Below are 20833 nucleotides of genomic sequence, written 5' to 3' on the forward strand. Positions count from 1 at the left end.
GTGGAAAAGGATGTGGAGTTGCGAAGACAACCAGGAGGTTGGCTTAGAAGCAGCCACCCTTGAAAGAGTGCGTAATAGCTCACTGGTCAAGTGATTCTGCGCCGACAATGTAGCGGGGCTCAAGCACACCGCCGAAGCTGTGACAATCACACAATCAACTAAGCCTTCGTGGTTCAGGTGTGTGGTTGGGTAGGGGAGCGTCGTGTGGCGGTTGAAGCGGCGGGGTGACCCAGTCGTGGACGCTACACGAGTGAGAATGCAGGCATGAGTAGCGAAAGACGGGTGAGAAACCCGTCCGCCGAATGACCAAGGGTTCCAGGGCCAGGCTAATCCGCCCTGGGTAAGTCGGGACCTAAGGCGAGGCCGACAGGCGTAGTCGATGGACAACGGGTTGATATTCCCGTACCGGTTGTGGCGCGACCATGCCGAGCCCGGTGATGCTAACCACCCGAACCTACCTCTTCACCCTTCGGGGTGGCTGGTGGGGGAGCGTGGGATCCGAACCGGTAGTAGGCAAGCGATGGGGTGACGCAGGAAGGTAGCCCATCCCGGGCGATGGTAGTCCCGGGGTAACAGTGCAGGGCCGTGGTAGGTAAATCCGCCACAGTAGCGCCCGAGGCTGGATGCCGAGCCGATTGCGGCGAAGTGGGTGATCCTATGCTGTCGAGAAAAGCCTCTAGCGAGTTCCATAGCCGCCCGTACCCCAAACCGACACAGGTGGTCAGGTAGAGAATACCAAGGCGATCGAGTGAACCGTGGTTAAGGAACTCGGCAAAATGCCCCCGTAACTTCGGGAGAAGGGGGGCCCGATACGTGAACGGACTTGCTCCGGGAGCGTTGAAGGCCGCAGAGACCAGGGGAAAGCGACTGTTTATTAAAAACACAGGTCCATGCGAAGTCGCAAGACGATGTATATGGACTGACGCCTGCCCGGTGCTGGAACGTTAAGGGGACGAGTTAGCCTCACGGCGAAGCTCAGAACTTAAGCGCCAGTAAACGGCGGTGGTAACTATAACCATCCTAAGGTAGCGAAATTCCTTGTCGGGTAAGTTCCGACCTGCACGAATGGCGTAACGACTTTCCCACTGTCTCAACCACGGACTCGGCGAAATTGCACTACGAGTAAAGATGCTCGTTACCCGCAGCAGGACGGAAAGACCCCGGGACCTTTACTATAGCTTGGTATTGGTGTTCGGTTCGGCTTGTGTAGGATAGGTGGGAGACTGTGAAGCCGGCACGCCAGTGTCGGTGGAGTCAACGTTGAAATACCACTCTGGTCGTACTGGATATCTAACCTCGGTCCGTGATCCGGATCAGGGACAGTGCCTGGTGGGTAGTTTAACTGGGGCGGTTGCCTCCTAAAAGGTAACGGAGGCGCCCAAAGGTTCCCTCAGCCTGGTTGGCAATCAGGTGTCGAGTGCAAGTGCACAAGGGAGCTTGACTGTGAGACCGACAGGTCGAGCAGGTGCGAAAGCAGGGACTAGTGATCCGGCAGTGGCTTGTGGAAGCGCTGTCGCTCAACGGATAAAAGGTACCCCGGGGATAACAGGCTGATCCTGCCCAAGAGTCCATATCGACGGCATGGTTTGGCACCTCGATGTCGGCTCGTCGCATCCTGGGGCCGTAGCAGGTCCCAAGGGTTGGGCTGTTCGCCCATTAAAGCGGTACGCGAGCTGGGTTTAGAACGTCGTGAGACAGTTCGGTCCCTATCCGCTGCGGGCGCAGGAGACTTGAGAAGGGCTGTCCCTAGTACGAGAGGACCGGGACGGACGAACCTCTGGTGTGCCAGTTGTTCCGCCAGGAGCACCGCTGGTTGGCTACGTTCGGAAGGGATAACCGCTGAAAGCATCTAAGCGGGAAGCCTGCTTCAAGATGAGGTCTCCCACACCGCGAGGTGGTAAGGCCCCCAGCTAGACGACTGGGTTGATAGGCCGGACGTGGAAGCCCAGCAATGGGTGAAGCTGACCGGTACTAATAGGCCGAGGACTTGACCACACACACCAAACATCCCAACACCCCCTCACAGGCGTGTCGGGGCTGCGGTAACAGATGAAGAACACCAAAACGCGTCCACTATACGGTTCCCGACCAACGAACGGGCACCAACCCCAGCACACACCCCCACACTCCACACACGTGGACCAAAGGGGTGGATGGTGCGGGGCCGGTGACACAACTCCATAGACGTGCCGGCGGTCATAGCGGCGGGGAAACGCCCGGACCCATTCCGAACCCGGAAGCTAAGCCCACCAGCGCCGATGGTACTGCCCTCTAGCGGGGGTGGGAGAGTAGGACACCGCCGGACACACACCCAGTGAGGCCCCAACCCATCAACGGTTGGGGCCTCACGCACGTCCAGGCCCACCGCGGGCTGGCCTACGCCCGCTCGACATCGTTGCGGAAGCGGCGACGCACCAGACCAGGGCAGTGCGGTACACGAGGGCGGTTCGCTCGAGCGTCGGCATCCCCAGGCCCACGGCGGAGCCCGCTACGCCATTTCGGTTGCCGACAGGGGAGAATGTGGGTGACCACCTGAGGAACGAGAGGAATCATCGATGTCTGGTCCCGACCGCCCCAGCACGCCGGATCCGTCTGACGACGGCCGAGCCGGGCGAAGCGGCGGTGGCCGAGACGACCGGCCCGCCGGCGGATCGCGCGGCGGCGCGTCCCGGCGTGGCTCTGATGATCCCTCGAACCCCGAGCGTCGAGGGGGTGGCCGTCCTTCGGGCGGCCGTGGCTCCGGCGACGACTCCCGCGCTGGTGGCCGCGCCTCCAAGCCGCGTTCCGGCGATGACAACCGCGGTGGTGGCCGTCCTTCCGGTGGCCGTTCCTCCGGTCAGCGCTCCGGCGACGACTCCCGTGGCGCCGGTCGTCCCTCCGGCGCGGGCGGCCGCCCGTCTGGTGGCCGGTCATATGGCCGCTCCGGCGACGACTCGCGCGGCAGTGACCGTCCCTCCGGTGGCCGTTCCTCCGGTCAGCGTTCCAGTGACGACTCTCGTGGCGCGGGCGGCCGCCCGTCCGGCGGCCGTCCTTATGGCCAGCGTTCCAGTGACGACTCCCGTGGCGCGGGCGGCCGCCCGTCCGGCGGCCGTTCCTACGGTCGCTCGGGCGACGACTCGCGTGGCGGCGACCGCCCGTCCGGTGGCCGTCCTTATGGCCAGCGTTCCAGCGACGATCCCCGAGGCCGTGGTCGCCGCGACGACCGTGGTTCTGATTCGCGCGGCGAGCGCCGTAGCGAACCCGGCGGCGGCCGGCCGTACGGTCAGCGCTCCAGCGACGATTCGCGCGGTGGTGACCGTACCGCTGGCGGCCGTGGCGGCGATCGCTCGTCCGGCGGACGAGCGGGCGGTCGTCCCGGCGGTGGCGGTGGTGGCGACCGAGCCGGAGGCGAACGTCGCGGCGGTGGCCCCCGCGGCGGCAGCGGCGACCGCGGCCCGCGCGGCGGCGGTTCCCGTGGCCCGGCCGACGGCGCGGACGGTTCCCGCACGGCGCCTGGGCCGAGCAGCGCCCCTCGCGTCCCTGATCCCATCGTCGACGAGGACGTGACCGGCCGCGAGCTCGACGAGGAGATCAGGTCCGAGCTCAGCGCGCTGTCCGGGCAGATGTCGGCCGCGGTGGCGCGGCACCTGGTGATGGCACAGCGGCTGCTCGAAGATGACCCGCAGCTGGCCTACGAGCACGCCATGGCCGCGCGACGCAAGGCCGGGCGCATCGGCGTCGTCCGCGAGGCCGCCGGCGTCGCCGCCTACCTGGCCGGCAAGTACGCCGACGCTCTCGCCGAGCTGCGGGCCGCTCGCCGCATGACCGGCTCTGCCGAGTACCTGCCGATGATGGCCGACGCCGAGCGTGGCCTCGGCCGCCCCCGGCGCGCCCTCGACCTCTCGCACGATCCCGCGGTGACCGGCCTCGACACCGCCGGCCGCGTCGAGATGCTCATCGTCGCCGCCGGCGCCCGCCGCGACCTCGGCGATCACGAGGCAGCGGCGGTGTCCCTGCAGGTCCCCGAGCTGCGGTCCAACGCCCGCGCCGAGTGGGTCGCCCGCCTCCGATACGCCTACGCCGACGCCCTACTGGCCGCCGGACGCGACAAGGAGGCACGCCGCTGGTTCCTGCGCGCCGCCGAGGCCGACATCGACGACGAGACCGACGCCGCCGAGCGTGCCGCTGAACTCGGCGAGGACTGACCCCGGGGCGCGACGGGTGAAGGTACTTCCGAGTTCCGCGAGCACTGACGGCACGAACGGCCCCCCGGACACCACGGGTAGGCGTTCGGCCGAGCTAGCGGAGGCCGATGGTCGTCGCGCCGACGGCGTCGCCATCGCTCGGCGACACGTCGCGGCCCACCGCTCACGGGCGCCGGCGGGGCCACCTCGCCCGTCGGGCCACGGTGATCCGCACACCCTGCATAGCCCTCTCGTCACCAGATGCGGCTATCAGGGCGCCGTCCGTCCCGGCGGGCAGCACCACGCCGGGGCGTCCCGTCGTGCGACACATCCACCCGTTGCTGTCCACAGCCTCAACCACTTCGTTCGCTCATCCACAATTCGGCATTTCGCGGCTGCACGCTCCCTCAACCCCACCCCACGATGGACGCAGACCCCGATCCCCTCAGCCGAAGGAGCCCCACGATGAGCCCGAAGAAGAAGTCGGTCGAACACGCCAACCAGGTCCGGCTGGTCGGCCGCCTGTCCGTCGAACCCGAGGCGGTCATGCTGCCCAGTGGCGACGAGATCGTGACCACGCGCCTGGTCGTCCAACGTCCCAGTCCACCGGCGGGTGTCCCCGCTCCACGTCGCGTCGACACCGTCACGTGCACCGCCTGGGGGCCGGCGCAGCGCCGAAGCCTGCGCGTCCTCGACGAGGGCGACACCGTCGAGATCACCGGAGCGCTCCGCCGCCGGTTCTGGCGCTCGGGCGCCGGCCCTGGTCAGAGCACCTTCGAGATCGAGGTCGAGTCGGCCAATCTCAAGGCTCGCCGACCACCGCCGACACCGAAGAAACGTCCGGCCGCGGCCACGCAGCCGCGTGCGGATCCGTCGTCCGATCGGCGCCTAGTGCTGGTCGGGGGCGAGGTCGCGCATCAGTAGCCCCGTCCACGGCTTCGGCCCGAACGACGTCGACTTGCGCGGCATCCGCTCGCCGCGGGCCGCCAGTGCCAGGACGTCCGCCAGCGCGGGCGGTCGCACCAGCACGGCCAGGCCCGCGTGGCGTGCGGCAACGCGGAGAGCGTCCCGGCCGTCGTGGTGGTACGTCACACGCGGATCGGCGTCGTCGACGTCCCACAGGTAGGCCAGCAACACGTCCACCAGCACGGCAGCGTCCAGGGCATCCCAGCCGTCCGGCCGGTCGGCAGGCACGGCGTCGGCGAGTAGCGATGGTCGCGGCGAGCGCAGCAGGGCCTGTCGTCGCCCGTCGCCGATGACGAAGGCAGTGCCTCGCTCGGCCTCGAGCGCGGCGATGGGGTCGTCATCGGCAGCCAGTTCGACGACGTCGAAGGCCTTGGCCGCGGCGGTCGCCGCCTCGTCGAGGGTCAGTCCGGCGACGCTGCGGTGGATAGCGCGCAGCTCCAGTGGGTGCCGGGCGGCGTCGACGAGCAGGGCCAGGCCGTGGTCGGTCGCCGTGGGGACAGGGTCGTCGGCGTGTACCGCGCGGTAGGCGGCGAACCGGTGGTGTCCGTCGGCGATCAGCGCGGTCCGGCCGGCCAGGTCGGCGGCGACGGCGGCCAGTGCGTCGGGCTGGTCGACGCGCCAGAGCCGGTGCGTCTCGCCGGCGACCGTGAACTCCTGGTGCGGCACCGTGCCGGCCGCGTGGTCGACGACCCCGCTGGCCGCACCGCCGCCGTCATATGTCAGCAGGATCGGCTCGAGCTGCATCCGGGTCGCGTTCATCAACGCGGCGCGGTCGGCCACCGGGCCGGGAAAGGTGTTCTCGTGTGGAAGAACAGGGCCGTCGAGGCCGACGCCACCCACCAGTCCGATCGCCGCGCCGCCCGCGGTCACGTGCTCGTAGACGTACAACGCCGGGGCCGGATCGCGGCGCAGCACGCCCGCAGTGCGCCACTCCCGCAGCGTGTGCGCGGCCCGGACGTACCGGTCGCCGTCGCCGGGCAGCGGGCGGGGGAGCGTGAGGTGAACGATGTTGTGCGGGTCGTGCGCCTCGAACTCGGCGAGCGCACGGTCGCCGATGACGTCGTATGGCGGGCACACCACCGCGGCCAGGTCGGTGCCGGGTGCGTACGTGGTCGCGCGGAACGGCGTCAGTCGCAGCGGCGGCCCGGCGGAGGTCATCTAGCGGATGGTACGCGGCCCCCCAAGGAGGGCCGGGCAGACCGACGATGAGAGGGGGCCGGAGGCCTCCTCGATATCGTCGGTGCGAGGCGCCGAGCCAAGGGTGACCGTTGCTGGGGCGATGCCCGGCACGACGGCATGCAAGGAGTAGAGGGCCGGGCACACCGGCTACGAGAAGGGGCCGGAGGCCTCCTCGACGTCGTCGGTGCGAGGCGCCGAGCCGGGGCGACCGTTGCTGGGGCCATGCCCGGCACGACGACACTCGAGGAACCGCTCCGCCCGGGCACGACCACCGGGAGATCCTGCTGGGAGGATGAGTGTCGTGCAGCCCCTGACCCAGACCTATGACGTCGCCCTCCTCGACCTCGACGGTGTCGTCTACATCGGCCCCCGTCCGGTGCCGCACGCCCCGGAGGCGTTGCACCGGGCGCGTCTGGCCGGCATGCGGCTGGCGTTCGTCACCAACAATGCCTCCCGGCCGCCGGAGCGGGTCGCCGCACACCTCACCGAGATCGGCGTCGAAGCACGGCCCGACGAGGTCGTGACGTCGGCGCAGGCGGCCGCCCGGTTGCTGGCCGAGCAACTCCCCAGCGGCTCGAGGGTGCTGGTGGTCGGAGGCGAAGGGCTCGAGGTCGCGTTGCGCGAGCAGGACCTCGTCCCGGTCTCCGGCACCGACGACGGCCCGGTCGCAGTCGTCCAGGGCTTCTCGCCGAAGGTCGATTGGCCGATGCTCGCCGAGGGCACCTACGCCGTGGCGTCGGGGCTGCCGTGGGTGGCGACCAACACCGATCCCGTCGTCCCGACCGACCGCGGCCGGGCGCCGGGCAACGGCACACTGGTCAACGCCATCCGGACGGCCACGGGTCGCGACCCGGTGGTCGCGGGCAAGCCGGAGCCGCCGATGCACCGGGAGGCGATGTTGCGGTCCCAGGCGACGCGGCCGCTGGTGGTCGGCGACCGCCTCGACACCGACGTCGAGGGGGCCAACGCGGCCGGAGCCGACAGCCTGCTGGTGCTCACGGGCGTCACCGATCCGATCGACGTCGTGCTGGCGCCGCCGCGGCTGCGTCCGACCTACGTGGGCCACGACCTGCGCGCGCTGGAGTTGCCGGCCGACGCGTTGGCGGTCCACGCGGGCGAGGCGAAGGTGGGCGACTGGCATGCGGTCGTCGACGGCGGCACGTTGCGGCTCACCCGGGTGACGGCCGGATCTCCGGTGGCGCCGGGCGATCCAGGCGCGGCCGGCATCGGCGAAGCCCGACCGGGCGAGGTCGGTCCCGGCGGGCACGGCGCAGACGCGGGCGGAGGGGGCGACGGCGAGCTGGACGCCTTGCGGGCGGCGTGCGGCGCCGTCTGGGCCGCGGCCGACGCTGCAGGGGCAGGCGGCGAGGGCGGCGAGGGTGCCGTCGACGCCGCGTCGGTGCGGGCCGCGCTCGATGCCGCTCGAATCACCCGTGCCCCGGCGCGGCCGTACTAGCGTTACCGTCATGCGGGAACTGACGGACGACGGCGGCAGCGGCGACGCTCAGGTCGACGAGGCGGTGCGGACGCTGGAGGCGCTCGACGGGCTGCCGGTGCATGAGCATGCGCCATTGATCGAGCGGGCCCATCAGGTGCTGCAGGACCGCCTGTCCGGTGAACCAGACGCTCCGTTCGACGGCGAGTCCGACGCGCCCGCGACAGAGGAGTACGACGCGGAGGCCGGAGAGTTCGACGACGCGGCAGCCGGTGATGACCTCGGCGGACCGTCCTCGCCGGGCGGGCCGTCGTCCCTGGGCGGGGCGGCGGACGACGTCGGCGACCGCGGCGCCGGCGAGGGCGAAGGCTGACCGCCCGGTGCCACCTCGACGACGACTCGATGCGGAGCTGGTGCGCCGTGGTCTGGCCCGCTCGCGCGAGCATGCGGCCACGTTGGTCGGCGACGGCCGGGTGATGGTCGGGGGGCGGGTCGCAACGAAACCGGCGACGGCCGTCGATCCGGCCGAGGCCGTGCGGGTGACCGAGCCGGCCGAGGGCGACGAGTACGTCTCGCGTGGCGGGCACAAGCTGGCCGGGGCGCTGGACGCGTTCGAGCCGGCCGGGCTCACGGTCGCCGGAAGACGATGCCTCGACGCCGGCGCGTCGACCGGCGGGTTCACCGACGTCTTGCTGCGGCGCGGCGCGGCGTCCGTGGTGGCGGTCGACGTCGGGTATGGGCAGCTGGCGTGGTCGATCCGATCCGACGACCGGGTCGAAGTGCACGACCGCACCAACGTCCGCGACCTGACCCCGGAACTCGTGGGGGAACCGGTCGCCGTCGTGGTGGGCGATCTGTCGTTCATCTCGCTGCGGCTGGTGCTCGGTCCGCTGGTCGCGGTGAGCCGGCCGGACGCCGACTTCGCGCTCATGGTGAAACCGCAGTTCGAGGTCGGCAAGGACCGCGTCGGCAAGGGCGGCGTCGTCCGCGACCCGGAGCTGCGGGCCGAGGCCGTCCTCGACGTCGCAAGGGCGGCCGGCGAGCTGGGCCTGGGTGTCAATGGCGTCACCGCCAGCCCGCTGCCCGGCCCGTCGGGCAACGTCGAGTACTTCCTCTGGCTGCGCGCCGGCGCACCCGGGGTCCGCACCGAAGACGTCCAGCGTGCAGTAGAGGAAGGGCCGCAATGACCCGCACGGTGCTGCTCGTCACCCACACCGGCCGCGAGGAGGCCAGACAGGTCGCCGCGAAGGTGATCGACAAGCTCGACGCGGCCGGCATCTCGGTGCGCGTCATGGCCGACGAGCGTCACGACATCCCGATCCCCGAGTCCGACATCCGGGTCGCCGTCGTCGCCGAGGGCGATCCGAACGCTGCCGACGACTGCGAGCTGGTCGTCGTCATCGGCGGCGACGGGACGATCCTGCGCGGCGCCGAGGTCGCCCGGCCCACCGGCACGCCGATCCTGGGCGTCAACCTCGGCCACGTCGGCTTCCTCGCCGAGTCCGAGGTCGACGACCTCGGGTTCACCGTCGACCACATCGCCAAGCGCGACTATCCCGTCGAGGAACGCATGACCATCGACGTCGTCGTGCGGCACAACGGCAAGCAGACGGCCACCGGCTGGGCGCTCAACGAGGTCAGCGTCGAGAAGCTCAGCCGCGAGCGCATGCTCGACCTCGTCGCCGAGATCGACGGCCGGGCGCTCTCGCGCTGGGGTTGCGACGGTGTCGTCATGGCGACGCCGACGGGCTCGACGGCGTACGCGTTCAGCGCCGGCGGCCCGGTGGTGTGGCCGGAGGTCGCGGCCCTGCTGATGGTCCCGATCAGCGCACATGCCCTGTTCGCCCGGCCGCTCGTGGTCGCGCCGACGTCGGTCATGGCGGTGACGGTGCAGCACCGCACGCCCGGCGCGATCCTGTGGTGCGACGGACGCCGCGCGGTCGAGCTGCCGCCGGGCGCACGGGTCGAGGTCAGCCGCGGGACGCAGCCGGTCCGGCTCGCGCGGCTGCACACGGCTCCGTTCACCGACCGCCTCGTCGCCAAGTTCGCCCTCCCGGTCGAGGGCTGGCGCGGCGCCCGCTCGTGACCCGGGCTTCCCGTCGGCGTGGGACCGGGTGCCAGAGGGCGTCAGGCGCGACAATCGGGGCGACCGGCCCGGCCCGAACAACCACGCATTCACCGACAAGTCGCAACCGTGTCCAGCGGCACCGCGACGGTAGGCTGAGGTCCCGTGCTTGAGGAAATCCGTATCCGTGGACTCGGCGTCATCGACGACGCCCAGTTGGAGCTGGGTCCGGGGCTCACCGTCGTGACGGGCGAGACCGGCGCCGGCAAGACCATGGTGCTGACCGGCCTCAACCTGCTCATGGGCGGCCGCGCTGACGGTGGCGCCGTCCGCACCGGCACCAGCCGCGCGCTGGTGGAGGGCCGCGTCACGATCGACGCGGGGGGAGTGGTCGCCGAGCGGGCGACAGAGGCCGGCGCCGACCTCGAGCCGGCCGCCGCCACCGGCAAGGGCAAGGACAAGAAAGAACGCGTCGAGCTGCTGCTCAGCCGCACCGTCATGGCCGAAGGCCGCTCCCGCGCCCACGTCGGCGGGCACAGCGCGCCGGTGAGCCTGCTCGGCGAACTGGCCGACGGGCTCGTCGCGGTGCACGGGCAGAGCGACCAGCAGCGGCTGCTGAGGACATCGCGGCAGCTCGCCGCCCTCGACCGGTACGCCGGCGCGGCGGTCGCCGAGCCGCTGGCCGAGTACACGACCCGCTACGCGCGGCTGCGAGCCGTCGAGTCGGAGCTGGCCGAGGTCACGTCGAAGGCCCGCGAGCGCGCCCAGGAGGCCGACCTCCTGCGCCTCGGACTGGGCGAGGTCGAGGACGTCGACCCGCAGCCGGGTGAGGACGGCGTCCTGCGCGGCGAGGAGGGCCGGTTGGCCCACTCCGACGCGCTGCGCACCGCGGCCGTCACCGCGCACCAGGGTCTGTCCGGCGACGAGACCATGCCCGACGCGCCCGACGTGCTCGGGCTGCTGGCCCAGGCCCGCCAGGCGCTGGACCCCGAGCGCGACCACGACCCCGACCTGGCCGCGCTGGCCGACCGGCTGGCCGAGGCCGCCTACCTGGTCGGCGACGTCGCCGCCGACCTCGCCTCCTACGGCGCCGGCATCGACACCGACCCCGAGCGGCTCGCTCAGGTCCAGGAGCGACGTGCCGCGCTCACCGCGCTGACGCGCAAGTACGGCGAGACCATCGACGACGTGCTGGCCTGGGCCGAGGCCGGGTCGCGGCGGCTGCTCGAGCTCGACGGCGACGACGACCGGGTCGCCGCGCTTGCGGATGAGCGCGAGTCGCTGACCGCCGAGCTGAACGACCTCGCCACCACCATCACCAAGGCCCGCACCGAGGCCGCCGCCCGCTTCGCCGACGACGTCAGCGTCGAGCTCACCGCGCTCGCCATGCCGCACGCCCGCATCGTCGTCGAGGTCCGCCCGCGCGACGGGTTCGGGCCCACCGGCGTCGACGACGTCGAGATCCTGTTCACCGCGCACAACGGCGCCCAGCCGCGGCCGCTCGACAAGGGCGCGTCCGGCGGCGAGCTGTCCCGGCTCATGCTGGCCATCGAGGTCGTGTTCGCCGGTGCCGACCCGGTCCCGACGTTCGTGTTCGACGAGGTCGACGCCGGCGTCGGCGGCAAGGCGGCGGTCGAGGTCGGCCGCCGGCTGGCCATGCTCGCCAAGCACGCGCAGGTGCTGGTGGTGACGCACCTACCGCAGGTCGCGGCGTTCGCCGACCATCACCTCAAGGTCGTCAAGTCCGACGACGGCCGCGTCACCAGCAGCGGCGTCGAGACCCTCGACGACACCGGCCGGGTCGGCGAGCTGTCGCGCATGCTGGCCGGCCTGGAGGGGTCCGCGTCGGCGCGGGCGCACGCCGAGGAGCTGCTCGAGACCGCGGCCAGCTCGAAGCGGAGCGGCTGACCCGCCCGAGGCGCGCCGCTGCCGCGCCACGGCAGCGCCGATCGTCGCGAAGATCCCGCCCTCACGACGCGGACCGGGCTAAGGTGATCACCGTTGGTGGGGGAGCGACGCCGTCGCAAACCGGACCCAGGGGGCGCTCATGGTCGCGGCTCTCGTCGCCCTGCTGGCTGTGGCCGCCACGGCGGTTCCGGCCCAGCAGGCGAGCGCGCTGGACGCTGCCCCCGCGGCAACGGCCGTCGTCGCGTCACCGGAGTTGCCCACGCCGCCGGACGACGAGGACGTCGCCCCGCTCCCGCCGAGCACGCCCGAGCAGGAGGACGCCTCCACCGAGCTGATCGAGCGGTACGCACCCGTCGTGCGCATCCGCGAACAGCTGGAGGCGTGCGGCGACGGCGAGCCGTACCTGCCGGTCGACGTCGACGTGATCTTCGACAACGACGGCGTCGCCCTGCGCGGGCCCTGGACGTCGAACGACCTCGTCGGCATCGCGCCGAGCGAAGACCGGATCGAGTCCGGACTGCTCGAGTATCACCTGGACTTCCCGGGCGACGCGCTCGACCCGGGCTGCGGCTACGAGCAGTGGGGCCGGCAGATCAGCGAGGGCACGGCGCCGACGGTGTACGGGCGCGTCGTCGCGGACCCGGCCCGCCCCGGCCACGTCGCCGTCCAGTACTGGTTCTTCTACGTCTACAACGACTTCAACAACCTGCACGAGGGCGACTGGGAGATGATCCAGCTGATCATCGACGCCCCGGACGCGATGGCCGCCCTCGACGTCGAGCCGGCCAGCGTCGGCTACAGCCAGCACTCCAGCGCCGAACGCGCCAGGTGGGGGGACGAGAAGCTCGAGCTCGTCGACGGCACGCACCCGGTGGTCTATCCGGCCGAGGGGTCGCACGCCAACTTCTTCACCGACGCCCTGTACCTGGGCGCCAGCTCGGCCGCCGGCGTCGGCTGCGACGACACGACCGGACCGCACACCGAGCTGGCGAACCTGCAGACCGAGGCGGTACCCACCGACACCGACGACTACCTGGCCGGCTACCCGTGGCTCGGCTTCGAGGGCCGCTGGGGCGAACGCCAGGAGGCCTTCTACAACGGTCCCACCGGCCCGAACATGAAGTACCAATGGACCGCCCCGATCCGCTGGTCGGAGAACAGCTGGCGTGACTCCAGCGCGACCGTGCCGCTGGGCTCGTCGCTCGGCCCCAGCGCGACCGGTGCGTTCTGCGGCGTCGTCGAGGGCGGCTCGAACCTGTTGCTGCAGTTGATCCGCAACCCGGCCGCGGTCCTGCTGGTGCTCGCCGGCCTCGTCGTCGCGCTCTTCGTCGTCGCGACCCGGACCACCTGGACGCCCGGCGACCCGGTCCCCGTGGCGCAGCGGCGCAGCTGGGGCCGCATCATCGTCGCGGCCCGGCGCATGTACACGCGGCACCCGCTGCTGTTCACCGGCATCGGGCTGGTCTACGTCCCGGTCATGCTGGCGGCGGCCGGGCTGCAGTGGGTCCTGGTCGAGGCCGGCGAGCTGACGTCGCTGGTCGACACCGACGGCGACCAGAACGCCGCGACGGTGTTCATCGTCGTGCTGATGGGCGGGGCGATCTCGCTGCTCGCCTACTTCTGCGTGGTGGCGGCGACGGCGCACGCCCTGCGCGCGCTCGACGACGGTGAGCGGGTGACCGTGCTGTCGGCGTACCGCGCGGTCCGGGCGAAGCTGCGGCCGCTGGCGCTGGTCGCGGTGCGGCTGGTGGTCGTCTGCTGGGCACTGCTGCTGTTCGTGTTCACGGCGCCGCTCGCGCTGATCTACGCGGTGCGCAACGGTTTCGCCGTCCAGGCCGTGATGATCGAGGACAAGTCGACGGGCGAGGCGTTTCGCCGCAGCCGCGAGGCCGTCCGCGGCCAGTGGTGGCGCGCGACGGCGGTCGCGGCGCTCGTCGTCGGGCTGGGCGCGATCACCGGCCCGCTGGTCGGCGTCATCCTGCTGCTGGTGTCCGACGGCTCGTTCAACGTGATCAACCTGATCACCGCGCTGGTCTACGTGGTCACGATCCCGTTCGTCGCGCTGGTGCTCGGCTACCTGTACTTCGACCTGAGCCTGCGGGCCGGATCACCTGACGTGGGTGAGGACCGGCCGGAGGTCGTCGCGGGAGCCTTGCCGAGGGAGTGAGGTGGCGCGATGGGAACGGACGGTGCTACCCGGCGGCCGGCGGCGGTGCGGCTGGCCGGACGGGCCGGGCGGGTGCTCGCGGGCGGTGCCGGGCTGGCGATCCGCGCCCTGACGCCGGGGCTCCCGGCGACGCCGGGGACGCGCACGCCTGACGGCCTGGCCGCGCCCCCACCGCCGCCGGGGGAGAATGACCACCAGACGGCGATCGTGCAGGTCGCGGCCGTCCGGCTGGGCGAGGCGGCGCTGGGCGTGGCCGCCCTGACCAGCCGCCGCGTGCTGGACGTCGCGGCCGGCGTGGCGATGCCGGTCGAGGCCGCGGCCGCGATGGTGGTCCGCGCCGGCGGTGCCGTGGCCGGGCGGACGGGGCTGGCTCGGCGGATCGACGGGCTGGCCCGCGTCGGCCGTGAGGAACAGCGCCGGAACGAGCGTGCGGCGGCGCTGCTGCTGCGGTCGGCGTGGCGGCGCTCGGTGCACCGGGTCGTTGCCGAGACCGACCTCGACGCGGTGGTGGACGCGGTGCTGGCCGAGGTCGACCTGGACGCGATCGTGAGCGGGCTGGACGTCGACGCCGTCGTGGCGCGGGTGGACCTGAACGCCGTCGTGGACCGGCTGGGGGTGCCGGACCTGGTCGAACGGGTGCTGGACGACATCGACCTCAGCCGCATCGTCCGCGAGTCCAGCGCCGGCATGGCCGCCGAGACGGTCGACGCCGTGCGGGTGCGCAGCGCCGGCGCCGACCGCGCGATCAACGGCTTCGTGGACCGCGTCGTCCTGCGCCGGCCGCCCCGCAACGGCGCCCGCGTGCCGCCCGGGCCGGCTGACGGGACCGGACGAGCGCCGCCGTGATCGGGGCGGGTCTGGTGTCCCGCGCCGCCGCCGCGCTGGTCGACATCGCGGTGGTGGCGTCGGCGACGGCGCTGGCGGGGGTGGTGATCAGCGGCATCCGGTACACGCTGGAGGGGCCGCCGTTCGCGTTCCCGGCGCTGCCGGGCTGGGCGTTCGGCGCCGGTCACTCGGTGCTGGTCGTGGCGTACCTGACCACCGGCTGGGCGCTGACCGGCCGGACGCCCGGCCAGCTGGTGCTCGGCCTGCGCGTCGTCACCGCACGGGGCCGTCCGCCCAAGGCCGGCCGGGCGTTCGTGCGGGCGCTGTTGTGCGTCGTCTTCCCGATCGGGGTGCTGTGGACGCTGGTCAGCCGCGACACGCGCGCCGTCCACGACGTGGTGGCGGGGACGGCGCTGGTGCACGACCCGCCGCTGAGGGAGGCGGTCCGATGAGGAACGTCCTGCGCAGCGCCGGGACGCTGGCCTGCGCGCTGCTCGTCTACTACACGCTGCCGCTGAACCGCCCGGACGGGACGCCGGAGATCGTCGGCGCCGCCGCGTTCGTGGCCGGCGTCGGCGGGCTGATCTGGCTGACGCTGATCGAGGTGCGCCGGTTCGTCGCCCAGCTGGACCAGACGCGGGCCAGGGTGTCGGGCCTGCTGAGCGTCCTGTACGTCGTCGTCGTGTTCTTCGCGCTGACGTACTACCTGCTGGAACGCGACGACCCCACCCAGTTCGCCGGCCTCGAGACCCGCACCGACGCGCTCTACTTCTCCATCGTCACGCTGGGCACGGTCGGCTACGGCGACGTCCACGCCGCCGGGCAGGGGGCGCGGATCGCGGCGATGGTGCAGATCGTCTTCGACCTCGTCGTGATCGGCGCGCTGTTCGCCGTCGCGTCGTCGCAGATCGCGCACCGGCTCAGCGTTGCCCGGACAGTCCACGGCCGGGCGGACGACGCCGAACCGCCCGAGATCACCCGCCGGGGGTGAGGATCGCGGCCCGCCGGCGCGGGACGCTACGTCCGGAGGTGGACCCATGGACGACTACCCGCTCCTCAACTTGTTCCTGACGATGCTCTGGTTCTTCCTGTTCGTCGCCTGGATCTGGTTGCTGGTGACCCTGCTCACCGACGTGTTCCGCAGCCAGGACCTGTCCGGCTGGACGAAGGCGCTGTGGACGATCTTCATCCTGGTGCTCCCGCTGTTCGGGGCGCTGATATACCTGATCGTGCGCGGTTCCGGCATGACCGAGCGGATGGCCGCGGACTATCAGCGCCGCGACGAGGCGTTCCGCGAGTACGTCCGCGAGGCGGCCGCCACGGACGGCAACAGCGGCGCCGGCGGTGCCGGTGCGTCCCCGAGCACGGCCGACGAGCTGGCCAAGCTGGCCCGGCTGCGCGACGACGGCGTGCTGACGCCGGAGGAGTTCTCGGCCCAGAAGTCGAGGCTGCTGACCCCCGTCCCATGATCATCAACCTTTTGCGTCGTGATAGCACAATGCCGTTAAGTTAGGGCGGTTTGTGCTGGTCAGCGGCGTGTCGGTGGGGTTCGTGGGCAGGGCCCTCCGTTAGAACGGTGATTGTCGAAGATCATCGTCTGCCGGAGGGCCCTGTGAGTTCTGAGTCTGCCACGTGGCGATCGGGCGAGGTGAGTCTGGGCGCACTGGAAAGTGATCTTTGTCCGGAGCTGCTGGACGAGGTGATCGAGCAGGCCGGTGTGCGCGAGCAGCGGCGGCGGCTGTTGCCGGCCCGGACGGTGATGGTCTTCGTGCTCGGGTTATGCGTGTTCTGCGGCGCCGACTCGCATTCCCCGCCGGGATACCGCATGGTGATGTGCTGGCTGACCAGCACGTTCGGGTACCTGCGGGGGCTGGTCGTGCCGAGCGCGTCGGCGCTGTGCCAGGCCCGCAAACGCCTGGGCGTCACGCCGCTGCGGCTGCTGTTCGACCGGGTCCGAGGCCCACGCGCGGCGCCCGACGCGGCGGGAGCGTGGCTGTTCGGGCGGCGGCTGGTCGCCTTCGACGGCACCGCCCTGGACCTGGCCGACACCGCGGCCAACGTGGCCGCGTTCGGCCACATCGGCACGCCCTCGGGGTTCGCACAGGTGCGGCTGGTCGCGCTGATCGAATGCGCCACCCACGCGATCATCGACGCGGTGTTCGACGCGTGCCGGCACAGCGAGCAGGAACTGACCCAGCGGCTGATCGGTGCGATGCGTCCGGGGATGCTGGTGCTCGCCGACCGCAACTTCGGTCACCGGTTGTTCGCCCAGATCGCCACCAGCACCGGCGCGGACCTGATCTGGCGGATCAAGGGCAACGCCGACTTCCCCGCCATGAAGATCCTCGACGACGGCTCCTACCTGTCAGTGATCACCGCGCAACGCTACAAGAAGCGCTGGCGCACCGCCGCCCGGCGGGGCTGGCCGGAGCCTCCGATGCCCGGGCACCCGGTGCGTATCGTCGACTACCGAGTCACCACCCACGTCGGCGATACCGTCACCATCAGCGATATCAGGCTCGTCACCACCCTGCTCGACCCGGCCGAGGCGCCCGCCCGAGCCGTCGCCGAGGCCTACCACCAGCGGTGGGAATCGGAGAACAGCTACCAGGAACTCAAGACCCGACTGCGTGGCGCCGGGTTCATCCTGCGCTCGAAGTCACCCGACCTCGTCGATCAGGAGATCTACGCCCTGCTCGTCACCTACCAAGCCCTCTGCACCCTGAGAACCGACGCCGCGGACACCGTCGGCGTGGACCCGCGCCGGATCTCCTTCACCATCACCATCCGCGTCACCCGAGACACCATCACCGCCGGCCGACTCGACCAGAACACGCGCGTCCTGGCCATCGCCGCCATCAGCAGCGACCTCAACCCGCCACGACGAGCCCGCGTCACGCAGCGCGTCAAGAAACCACCCCGGAACACCTTCAAAGCCAAACGACGAGACCAGACCCGCCCACCCAGCCACGCCACCCACAAGATCAAAGTTCGCCGGGCCAGCAAAACCGCCCTAACTTAACGGCATTGCGCCATGGCAGCACGAAAGGTTGATGATCATGGGAGGCGCGAGGAGGTGAACGGCCGGAAAACGGCCAACACACATCCGGCCGATGCGGTGTTACGGGTCCGGACGTGGCAGGATTCGCTTGGTGAGGATGCCAGCACTGCGCCGTCGCAAGCCCGATGACCTGCCCGGGGTCAGCGGCGTCGTGCGCCTCGACCACCGGACGAAGAACCTCACAAAACGGCTCAAGCCGGGCGAGATCGCCGTCATCGACCACCTCGACCTCGACCGCGTCTCCGCCGAAGCCCTCGTCGCCTGCCAGGCCGGCGCGGTCGTCAACGTCCGCCCGTCGGTCAGCGGCCGCTACCCGAACCTCGGGCCTGACATCATCGTCCGGGCCGGCATCCCGCTCATCGACGACGTCGGCCCCGACCTGTTCAGCGCGATCAAAGAGGGCGAGCTGGGCCGCGTCGACGGCACCACGCTCTACCGCGAGGGCACCGGCGAGGCGGTCGGTGTCGGCATCAGGCACGACGAAGAGAGCCTCGCCAAGCTGATGAGCGCGGCCCGCGAGGGCCTGTCCGCGCAGCTCGAGGCGTTCGCCGCCAACACCATGGAGTTCCTCAAGCGCGAGCGCGAGCTGCTCCTCGACGGCGTCGGCGTGCCCGAGATCCGCACCGACCTCGACGGCCGCCACGTCCTCATCGTCGTGCGCGGGTACGACTACAAGGAAGACCTCGCCACGCTGCGGCCGTACATCCGCGAGTACGACCCCATCCTCATCGGGGTCGACGGCGGGGCCGACGCGCTGCTCGAGGTCGGCCAGAAGCCCGACCTCATCGTCGGCGACATGGACTCCGTGTCCGACGACGCGCTGGCCAGCGGCGCCGAGCTGATCGTGCACGCCTATCGCGACGGCCGCGCGCCGGGGCTGGGCCGGCTCGAGCGCATGGGCCTGTCCGGCGTCCCGTTCGCCGCCACCGGCACCAGCGAGGACATCGCCATGCTGCTGGCCGACGACAAGGGCGCCAGCCTCATCGTGGCCGTCGGCACGCATGCCACCCTGGTCGAGTTCCTCGACAAGGGCCGCTCCGGCATGGCCAGTACGTTCCTCACCCGGCTGCGGGTGGGCAGCAAGCTCGTCGACGCCAAGGGCGTGAGCCGGCTCTACCACAGCAGCGTCCCCACGTGGATGCTGGCCGTGCTCATCGTCGCGGGCATCACGGCGGTGGTCGCCGCCATGAACGCGACCCCGACCGGCCAGGCCTACCTCGACATCGTGGGCTCCTGGTGGGACCGCTTCTACTTCTGGGTACAGGGACTCTTCTGACGTGATCGACTTTCGATATCACCTGGTCTCGATCATCGCCGTCTTCTTCGCGCTGGCGGCCGGCATCGTGCTCGGTGCGGGACCGCTCGGCGACACCGTCGACGACACACTGGCCGAGCAGACCTCCTCGCTGCGCGACGAGAACCGCGAGTTGCGCGAGCAGCTCGAGGCCACCGAGGCCGACACCGCCTACCAGCAGGCGTTCCTCGAAGAGGTCACGCCGCGGCTGGTCACCGGCCAGTTGGACGGTGAGAACGTCGGCATCATCGCGCTCCCGGGCGCCGACGAGGACACCGTCGCCGCCGTCCGCGAGACCCTCCAGACGGCGGGCGCGACGGCCGACCTCACCGTCCGGGTCGAGCCGACCTGGACCGACCCCGACTCCGAGCCGGTGCTCGACGAGCTGGCCACCGAGCTCGTGGCGTCAGGCACCGAACTGCCGGCCGACGGCGACGGGTACGCGCGCGGCGCCGCGGTGCTGGCCGCCGCGCTGATGGCGGCGCCGGCCGAGGCCGGCGCCGAGACCATCGACACCGCCACCGTCACGGCGTTCGAGGAGTCCGACCTCATCACGCTCGAGCAGGACGCCTCGGTGGCGCCGTCGCTCGCGGTGCTGGTGGCCGGGAACGTCTCCGGCGACGACGCCGAGGACCGGCTGAACCGGCTGGCCACGCTGGTCACCGGCATCGACGCCGCCGAGGCCGGCACCGTGGTCGCCGGACCCGCGCAGACCGCCGAGGACGGTCTGCTGCGCACCATCCGCGACAACGGCGACATCGCCGAGCTCGTGTCCACCGTCGACTCCGTCGACCTGCCCAGCGGCCGCGCGGCCGTCGTCTTCGCGCTGAGCGAGCAGGCCGAGGGCGGCTCCGGCCAGTACGGCGTGGTCGGCGAGACCGACGGCGCGTTGCCGCCGGTCCCGGAGGAACCCGGCGCGAGCGTCACCGACGAGGCGACCGAGGGGAGCTCGTCGTGAAGCGCATCGTCGGCTCGCTGGTCGCGGCCGGTGCCGCGGGCGCCGTCGCGTGGCTGGCGGCACGCAAGGTCGGCGCGGCCAAGCCCGGCGGCGCCGAGCTCTGGGAGCGCAAGAACTTCCGCGGCTCGACGGTGACGCTGGCCGCCGGGCCGGCCGTCGCCGCCGGGGCCGCCGCGGGCATCGCCGTCGCGCCCGGGCTGCCGGCCCGCGTCCGCACCGCCGGGGTGACCGCCGCGGTCGCCGTCGGCGCCGTTGGGCTCTACGACGACCTGTTCGGCACGACGGCCAGCAAGGGCCTGCACGGCCACCTGAGCGCGCTGCAGTCCGGCGAGGTGACCAGCGGCGTCGTCAAGATCGGCGTCATCGGCGCGGCCGGCGTCATCGGCGGGGCGCTGGTCAGCGACAACGTCGTCGACGCCGCCATCGGAGGCGCCGCGGTCGCCGGGCACGCGAACCTGCTCAACCTGCTCGACCTCCGCCCCGGGCGGGCCAACAAGACCGTGCTGCTGCACGCGCCCGCTGTCCTGGGCGGCCCCGCGGCACCGGTCGGCGCGGCCGCCGTCGGCGCCTCGCTCGCCCTGCTCCCCGACGACCTCGGCGAGCAGACCATGCTCGGCGACGCCGGCGCCAACACGCTGGGCGCGCTGCTCGGGCTGGCGCTGGTCGCCCGTGAGGGCCGGGTCGCGCGGCTGGCGCACCTGGTCGTCGTCACCGGTCTGACGCTGGCCAGCGAGAAGGTCAGCTTCACCAAGGTCATCGAGCGCACGCCGGTGCTGCGCGAGCTCGACGGCCTCGGCCGCCAGCGCTGACCC

General features: G+C 71.5%; 18 protein-coding genes and 2 rRNA genes (1 of these 20 only partly in view). 19 read left to right on the plus strand and 1 reads right to left on the minus strand.

What is annotated here, in order from left to right; genetic code table 11:
- The 5 genes from BLV05_RS18230 to BLV05_RS18245 all read left to right on the plus strand — a co-directional run.
- Positions 1-1995, plus strand: a 23S ribosomal RNA gene (locus tag BLV05_RS18230); it begins 1116 nt to the left of the window's first position.
- A gap of 193 nt (positions 1996-2188) precedes the next feature.
- Positions 2189-2305: ribosomal RNA gene (gene rrf / locus BLV05_RS18235) — 5S ribosomal RNA — on the plus strand.
- 815 nt (positions 2306-3120) lie between these two features.
- Complete coding sequence (locus BLV05_RS37050) at positions 3121-3546, plus strand: hypothetical protein (RefSeq protein ID WP_046773019.1); 426 nt, start codon at positions 3121-3123, stop codon at positions 3544-3546.
- A complete protein-coding gene (locus BLV05_RS37055) occupies positions 3543-4184 on the plus strand; it encodes a hypothetical protein (protein ID WP_052763220.1) in 642 nt (213 codons plus the stop codon). The genes BLV05_RS37050 and BLV05_RS37055 overlap by 4 nt, the downstream gene beginning before the upstream one ends.
- Positions 4185-4628: 444 nt before the next feature.
- Positions 4629-5087 (plus strand): single-stranded DNA-binding protein, encoded by a 459-nt coding sequence (locus BLV05_RS18245; RefSeq protein WP_063932666.1) that lies wholly within the window; start codon positions 4629-4631, stop codon positions 5085-5087.
- Here BLV05_RS18245 and BLV05_RS18250 read toward each other — a convergent pair.
- Entirely contained in the window at positions 5052-6287 is a 1236-nt protein-coding gene (locus BLV05_RS18250; protein ID WP_046773020.1) for a DUF1015 family protein, read from the minus strand. The two genes, BLV05_RS18245 and BLV05_RS18250, sit on opposite strands and share 36 nt — an antisense overlap.
- A 313-nt stretch (positions 6288-6600) precedes the next feature.
- Between BLV05_RS18250 and BLV05_RS18255 the strand changes: the two genes are divergently transcribed.
- From BLV05_RS18255 to BLV05_RS18320, 14 genes are all read left to right on the plus strand, one after another.
- Positions 6601-7764 (plus strand): HAD-IIA family hydrolase, encoded by a 1164-nt coding sequence (locus tag BLV05_RS18255; protein WP_082155863.1) that lies wholly within the window; start codon positions 6601-6603, stop codon positions 7762-7764.
- Positions 7765-7774: 10 nt separating this feature from the next.
- Positions 7775-8116, plus strand: a complete 342-nt coding sequence (locus BLV05_RS18260; protein WP_046773021.1) for a hypothetical protein — start codon at positions 7775-7777, stop codon at positions 8114-8116.
- Positions 8117-8123: 7 nt separating this feature from the next.
- Positions 8124-8930 (plus strand): TlyA family RNA methyltransferase, encoded by an 807-nt coding sequence (locus tag BLV05_RS18265; protein ID WP_046773022.1) that lies wholly within the window; start codon positions 8124-8126, stop codon positions 8928-8930.
- Positions 8927-9829 carry an NAD kinase gene (locus BLV05_RS18270; protein WP_082155865.1) on the plus strand — a complete coding sequence of 301 codons (903 nt, stop codon included), beginning with the start codon at positions 8927-8929 and terminating at the stop codon, positions 9827-9829. The genes BLV05_RS18265 and BLV05_RS18270 overlap by 4 nt, the downstream gene beginning before the upstream one ends.
- A 144-nt stretch (positions 9830-9973) precedes the next feature.
- Positions 9974-11716 (plus strand): DNA repair protein RecN, encoded by a 1743-nt coding sequence (recN, locus tag BLV05_RS18275; RefSeq protein WP_046773023.1) that lies wholly within the window; start codon positions 9974-9976, stop codon positions 11714-11716.
- A gap of 139 nt (positions 11717-11855) precedes the next feature.
- Positions 11856-13883, plus strand: a complete 2028-nt coding sequence (locus BLV05_RS18280; protein ID WP_046773024.1) for a Vps62-related protein — start codon at positions 11856-11858, stop codon at positions 13881-13883.
- Positions 13884-13892: 9 nt separating this feature from the next.
- A complete protein-coding gene (locus BLV05_RS18285; protein WP_152691145.1) occupies positions 13893-14729 on the plus strand; it encodes a hypothetical protein in 837 nt (278 codons plus the stop codon).
- On the plus strand, positions 14726-15160 hold the full coding sequence (locus BLV05_RS18290) for an RDD family protein (protein WP_046773025.1): 435 nt from the start codon (positions 14726-14728) through the stop codon (positions 15158-15160). Before BLV05_RS18285 ends, BLV05_RS18290 begins: the two co-directional genes overlap by 4 nt.
- Positions 15157-15699, plus strand: a complete 543-nt coding sequence (locus tag BLV05_RS18295) for a potassium channel family protein (RefSeq protein ID WP_046773026.1) — start codon at positions 15157-15159, stop codon at positions 15697-15699. The genes BLV05_RS18290 and BLV05_RS18295 overlap by 4 nt, the downstream gene beginning before the upstream one ends.
- Before the next feature lie 46 nt (positions 15700-15745).
- A complete protein-coding gene (locus BLV05_RS18300; RefSeq protein ID WP_046773027.1) occupies positions 15746-16177 on the plus strand; it encodes an SHOCT domain-containing protein in 432 nt (143 codons plus the stop codon).
- Between the two features lie 179 nt (positions 16178-16356).
- Positions 16357-17730 (plus strand): IS4 family transposase, encoded by a 1374-nt coding sequence (locus BLV05_RS18305; RefSeq protein WP_172860667.1) that lies wholly within the window; start codon positions 16357-16359, stop codon positions 17728-17730.
- A gap of 130 nt (positions 17731-17860) precedes the next feature.
- Positions 17861-19045, plus strand: coding sequence for a putative cytokinetic ring protein SteA (gene steA, locus BLV05_RS18310; protein WP_046772323.1), 1185 nt, complete (start codon positions 17861-17863; stop codon positions 19043-19045).
- Position 19046: 1 nt separating this feature from the next.
- Positions 19047-20021 carry a copper transporter gene (locus BLV05_RS18315; RefSeq protein ID WP_046772324.1) on the plus strand — a complete coding sequence of 325 codons (975 nt, stop codon included), beginning with the start codon at positions 19047-19049 and terminating at the stop codon, positions 20019-20021.
- Positions 20018-20830: a hypothetical protein gene (locus BLV05_RS18320; protein WP_046772325.1), complete on the plus strand. Its 813-nt coding sequence runs from the start codon at positions 20018-20020 to the stop codon at positions 20828-20830. The genes BLV05_RS18315 and BLV05_RS18320 overlap by 4 nt, the downstream gene beginning before the upstream one ends.
- The last annotated feature ends 3 nt before the right edge of the window (positions 20831-20833 follow it).

The organism is Jiangella alkaliphila (genome assembly GCF_900105925.1).
Classification (GTDB): Bacteria; Actinomycetota; Actinomycetes; order Jiangellales; family Jiangellaceae; genus Jiangella; species Jiangella alkaliphila.

Coding starts and splice junctions, on each gene's coding strand:
- BLV05_RS18245 (WP_063932666.1), top strand. CDS start 4,629: ATGAGCCCGAAGAAGAAGTCGGTCGAACACGCCAACCAGGTCCGGCTG.
- BLV05_RS18250 (WP_046773020.1), bottom strand. CDS start 6,287: ATGACCTCCGCCGGGCCGCCGCTGCGACTGACGCCGTTCCGCGCGACC.
- BLV05_RS18255 (WP_082155863.1), top strand. CDS start 6,601: ATGAGTGTCGTGCAGCCCCTGACCCAGACCTATGACGTCGCCCTCCTC.
- BLV05_RS18260 (WP_046773021.1), top strand. CDS start 7,775: ATGCGGGAACTGACGGACGACGGCGGCAGCGGCGACGCTCAGGTCGAC.
- BLV05_RS18270 (WP_082155865.1), top strand. CDS start 8,927: ATGACCCGCACGGTGCTGCTCGTCACCCACACCGGCCGCGAGGAGGCC.
- BLV05_RS18280 (WP_046773024.1), top strand. CDS start 11,856: ATGGTCGCGGCTCTCGTCGCCCTGCTGGCTGTGGCCGCCACGGCGGTT.
- BLV05_RS18285 (WP_152691145.1), top strand. CDS start 13,893: ATGGGAACGGACGGTGCTACCCGGCGGCCGGCGGCGGTGCGGCTGGCC.
- BLV05_RS18295 (WP_046773026.1), top strand. CDS start 15,157: ATGAGGAACGTCCTGCGCAGCGCCGGGACGCTGGCCTGCGCGCTGCTC.
- BLV05_RS18300 (WP_046773027.1), top strand. CDS start 15,746: ATGGACGACTACCCGCTCCTCAACTTGTTCCTGACGATGCTCTGGTTC.